Genomic DNA, 4,923 nt, shown 5'->3' on the forward strand with positions numbered 1-4,923 from the left:
ATCTGCCGGCGGAACTCCGGCGGATAGTTGTTCGGCACAGTGGACTCCTTCCGGGAACCAGGGTTCCCCAGAGGTCAGGTGTCCACCAAACCGGGCCAACTTCAAACGCCGCCGACCCCGGCTACACCGCCACGGACCTCAACGGCAACAGCGGCCCCCAGACCGTCACCGAAGGCACGGACGCCATCGTCAGCCTGGCAACCGAACAGCCTGGCGCCCCCCTCGGGACGCTTCGTCAACCGAACCGGAGAAATCACCTGGTCCTGACCACAGCCCGCACTCCGAGAGTGGACCCCACAGCAAGCTCCCGATAGTGCCCGGCTGTAAGCCCGACCATCACGGCAAGGCCACGCCGACACCCTGCCGCCATGCCACCGGTGCGAAAAGGCCGACCCCCTCTCGCAACCACGAACTGACGCACCCACCCAACCCCGTGCACCATGGCCGACACGAATGGCCTGAAGGTCCCAGCCCTGTACTGCCTGGCGGATCGCCGGCCGCACTCAACCTGGAACTTAAAGTGCTCGTCAGCGTCGTCTCATCCCAAGCAAGTCAAACCGCTCGCATGCACCCAGGCATCACTACCGCTCAATCCGTATGGCACCACGAAGGAAGTGCCACGTACACACCATCGGTGAGCCTGACCGGGCCCGTTAGCACACCCGCAGTCACGTGCCCCCGCCGCCACACGACCCCTGCCCCGCCACCCTACGCCCGCGCCATCGGCCACGGCCCCGACCGAGCCTGTGGGGCAATCACCTCCGTGACGGCAGGCGCCGCACGCCAACCCGGCATCCCGTGCCTGTCGCCAGCAACGTACTCACTTCAACCCTTGCGTCTCCCCATTTGGATCACCTCTGCCAGGCGGAGCGCCAAGCTCGCCAGCACCGGATCCCGCTGCTGTGCCAGACCGGCCCCCTCGTCGTACGCGACCTGTGACGAGAGACCAACATCGAAGATTTTTACGGCACCAGCAGTCACTGAAACACCACCGCCCACTTGGCCGTCACCATCCTGAGCGGCCTGTACCTCACTGAACAGGCGCTGCCAGGTTCCGTCCGCCGCCCAGCGGCGTTGCCGCTTGTAGACCCTGATCCAACAGCCGAACCGGTCCGGGAGGCTACGCCACGGCGCCCCGGTACGCGCCTGGTACAGCACCCCGTTGATCACCGTCCGTTGATCCCCTCGCCGTCCATGCCGAACCTCGCCGTCAGGTAGCAACGGCATCAGGCGTTCCCACTCCGCATTCGTCAGATCCGAATGAAGCATTTATCCCTACCCCTTGAGTGCAATCTGCTCTCGACCTCGTCATCAGGGCAATAAGGACGGCCATCGCAGGTTCCCTTCGAATAGCAACGATTCAAGGGGTGAAGGAGCCCTGCGATGGCCGCAGGAACTAGTTTGCCTTCTCCGTCATGCTCGCCGCAGCAGATCGGCAAGAATTGACCAAATTTCTTGAGCCGACCATCCGTGCGAACACAGTCCGTTGAGGATTGATCCTCGCCAGCGTCGCTTTGTCATAGAGAGTCGGCCGCCATGTGATTAGCGCCCATTCGGGAAGCGCACGCAAACCGCATATGGTCACACAGCTCGCCAGGTTCCAAGCCCCAGAAATGGGCGAATGCTCCAAGCGTCACCCTCGGCGCAAACGACACAGGCGCGGACTTCGAATACTGCCTGTCGTCTACATGGATGGGGAGCAGCGGGCCGTTATCGCCGCCGGCCCGCTGTCCCGGTCCAGATTCCTCCGTGAGGAATAGAAGCGTGGTCCCGCACTCTCCGGGATGCGCGGGACCACGCTTTGGCGAGTCTGTTGGCCGGCCGACGTCCATTACGACCTCAACTCGCGCCATTAGATTCTCATGACCGCCCCATGGGTTTCTACTGTTCGGCGCTATAAACGGGAAGGTCCCATTTGATGCATCCAGGGTTCATGCATACGTTCAGATCCTGAATGGAGGTGATTTACATGGAGATCCGCCTCCAGGCCGCATCCGTGATGATCAGATGGTCGAGGAAGCGCACCCCGACTGTCCGGGCGGCCGCGGCGAGGCCAGCCGTGGCCTCCAGGTCGGCATCGCTGGGATCCAGAGAACCTCCTGGATGATTGTGGGCAACGCCGAACATGGCGCCGCCCGCCGTGAGCACGAGCGAGATCGTCTCCCGTACGGGAACCGCCGTGTGATCGGCGCCGCCTTCGGTCAGCACCGACCGTTTCAGCACGCCACCTCGCGTGTCGCACACCACTACGACGAAACGCTCGTGCCCGAGACCGCGAAGTAATGGCGCGCAGACTTCCGCCAGATCGGACGTACTGCTGATACGGGCCCGCGCTGGTTCCGAGGCCGCGCGCCGTACGAGATGAAACGCCGCCGCCACCCGGGCGGCCTTGGCCGGCCCGATGCCTGGCAGCCTGAGCAGTCGATGCGGGTCGGCGCGCCCGAGTGCATCGAGATCACCGCAATGTTCGATCACCTGGCTGGCCAGCTCCAGCGCGCTCGACCCACGAAAGCCGGAGCCGAGCAGGACGGCCAGCAGCTCCCGGTCGGCCAGCACCGCCGCGCCGCTCGACATGAGCCGCTCCCGCGGCCGATCGCGCTCGCACAAATCTTTGACTCGCATTCTCAACCTCCGCCCCCGTTCTATCAACGACGACCGACAATCTCCGGCCCGGTATCTCGGGCCGATAAATCAGCTAATGGTCGGCAAGTGTGCCTTCAGGCGTGCGCACCATGGACGCTTCCGTTTTGGAGAAAACCAGGTGCGTGTTGAGGAAGTCTCCCGGACGAAGCCATGCTGGACTGACTTATGGGGAGACGTCTCCGGCTGCGTGCCCTCGGTCGATTATCTGAACGCTGCGCAATCCGGCATCTGGGATGATTCAGTGTGCAGGCTGCTGCTCGTGGCGCCAGGATGAATTGCCTTTCATAGCTTGATTGAGACTGCTTCCCGTGTGCACTCGTATGGTTCCCTGCTGCGGGATGCCACATATCTCGTGACTTGCGACTGGTGAATTGCGGCCGGGGCGGCGGTAGAGTGCACGCATCACCAACTGCCGTTCGCGTTCTGGGGGATTGGCGTTGTCGAAAGTGCCTGGTCAGTGCTCGCGATCAAGGTTGTCAGACCACGCAACTCGTGATGAGCCGTGAGTCATCGTTCACGGCCTGCGCGACACGCTGGGATGTATCGGTCAAGGCGGCAAGCTCTACAATTGTCGCCAGCTGAGCTCGGAGTCGAGGTGGTCCAGCGCATGACTCCAGGACCGTCGTAGGACGCGCCAGGCGCCCACCAAGAGGTCCGTTCGGCGCCTATTAGTCCCTACCCGGACCAGCCTGTAGAAGTGGCGCCTCATCGGCTGAGGGTGTGATCTTCGAACCGTTCGGTTGATCACCCTACTGTCATACGAGCACCTGCTCATGACCTGCCTCCGCCGCAGTGGCCTCGTAACGCTGGCAGGTTCCGCGTCGCGCCCGTCAAGGGTGCACACCGGCCCTTTCTAAGGGCAAGCGAGGCTCCAGGCGGCGAGGCGCGGCGCCACCCGGAGCGCAGAGTTCGGTCAGACAGGCATGCTGTACATCACTCTGAAACGATCGCCTGGAATGACGATGTCGCTCGTTTCGACCGGACGCTCGCCGGCCCAGTGCGTACGTTCGACGTGCAACACGTGAACCCCTGCCGCCAGAGCGAGCGCGTCACTCTCGGCCGGCTGGGGAACGCGGGTGTGAATGCTCTCCACGACTTCAGTGATCTTTATGCCATGCGCGTACATTCTCGCGACCAGGCTTCGGCGTTCCTCCTCTGTATGGGCGACGAACGCCATCGGCTCGTAGGCGGTGACCAGTTGGATCGGCTTGCCGTCGCCGCGGAAGACGTAGGACGTTCTGGTCAAGGTGGACTGTTCGTCGATGCGTAGGCGTCTGGCGATGTCGGGACTGGCCTCGGCTGGCTCGCTGTGCCAGTCCCATGTCACGCGTCTGCCTTGAGATTGCAGGTCGGCCGCGAACGGCGCGGGATGGTCGAGAAAGCGCCATCGATGCAAAGGGGTGAGGTTGGGGCGGTCCCTGACGTAATGACCCGAACCGACACGGCCAATGATGAGCCCCTCGCCCGCGAGCACGCGTAGGGCGTGACGGGCAGCGGTCTCTCCGACCTGGTACTTACGGGTCAGCTGCGCCCGTGAGGGGATGGGCGCGCCTGGGGGGAGGGTGCCGTCGATGATCTGCCGCCGGATGTCTTCGACGACACGCAGGTAGACCGGATCTGAGGTGGCCACTAGTCCATCCCTGGGGGTTCGTGTGAGGCGTTGCCCCATGTTGCCGTATTCGACAGGTAACCGACCGTCATCGATGACTGCTGGAGCCCCAACTTTGCGATGGTGGAAAATTATCGAAGAAACCGTGTAACGCCGATGTAAGGGTCGCCGATTCTCCGGTAGAGGTCGTCGATGTGTGTACCCCCGAGCACATATCGGCGGCCTCTTCCATGCCCGCACTTCGGAAGCGGCAGTTGGGAGCTGACTGGCGCAGATCAAGCATGCGTTGCGGCCCTGCTGATGGTCATCTCGAAGATCGCAGCCACGCCTCGCTTCCATGGCCCGAGGCCGAAGGGCCGGCCGCCGGAGGACTCCGGAAAGAGCGCCGCTGGATCACGAACCGCGCCCATGACGAGATGCACCTTGAGCCTGCTCCCGCGACGTCCGGGTTGGATCTGTGTATGTGCGAGTGAGGTCACGTCCACGGACGTGGTGTATGAATCGATCTTCGCGTGATCCTGTTTCTGCAGGTTAAGCGGTAAGCGTCTGCGGAAGTGGGTTCTGGGCCGGTGTGTCGCTGGTGATGAGCCGGACGCGGGCTTTGGCCAGAATGTCCAGGCCCATGTAGCGGCGCGCTTCGGTCCATTCGTCGGTCTGCTCGGCCAGCACCG

Annotated in this window: 3 protein-coding genes and 1 pseudogene; all 4 read right to left on the bottom strand. The window is 63.3% G+C overall.

Features of this window, described 5'->3' with window-relative positions:
- Window positions 1-825: 825 nt before the first annotated feature.
- On the bottom strand, window positions 826-1,269 hold the full coding sequence (locus IEZ27_RS53295) for a transposase (RefSeq protein WP_189654298.1): 444 nt from the start codon (window positions 1,267-1,269) through the stop codon (window positions 826-828).
- Between the two features lie 696 nt (window positions 1,270-1,965).
- Complete coding sequence (locus IEZ27_RS53300) at window positions 1,966-2,622, bottom strand: JAB domain-containing protein (protein WP_189654299.1); 657 nt, start codon at window positions 2,620-2,622, stop codon at window positions 1,966-1,968.
- 934 nt (window positions 2,623-3,556) lie between these two features.
- On the bottom strand, window positions 3,557-4,273 hold the full coding sequence (locus IEZ27_RS53305; protein ID WP_125633790.1) for a GntR family transcriptional regulator: 717 nt from the start codon (window positions 4,271-4,273) through the stop codon (window positions 3,557-3,559).
- A gap of 510 nt (window positions 4,274-4,783) precedes the next feature.
- Window positions 4,784-4,923, bottom strand: a pseudogene (locus IEZ27_RS54830) (IS256 family transposase); the annotation flags it as partial.

Source organism: Nonomuraea spiralis (assembly GCF_014648435.1).
Taxonomy (GTDB): domain Bacteria; phylum Actinomycetota; class Actinomycetes; order Streptosporangiales; family Streptosporangiaceae; genus Nonomuraea; species Nonomuraea spiralis.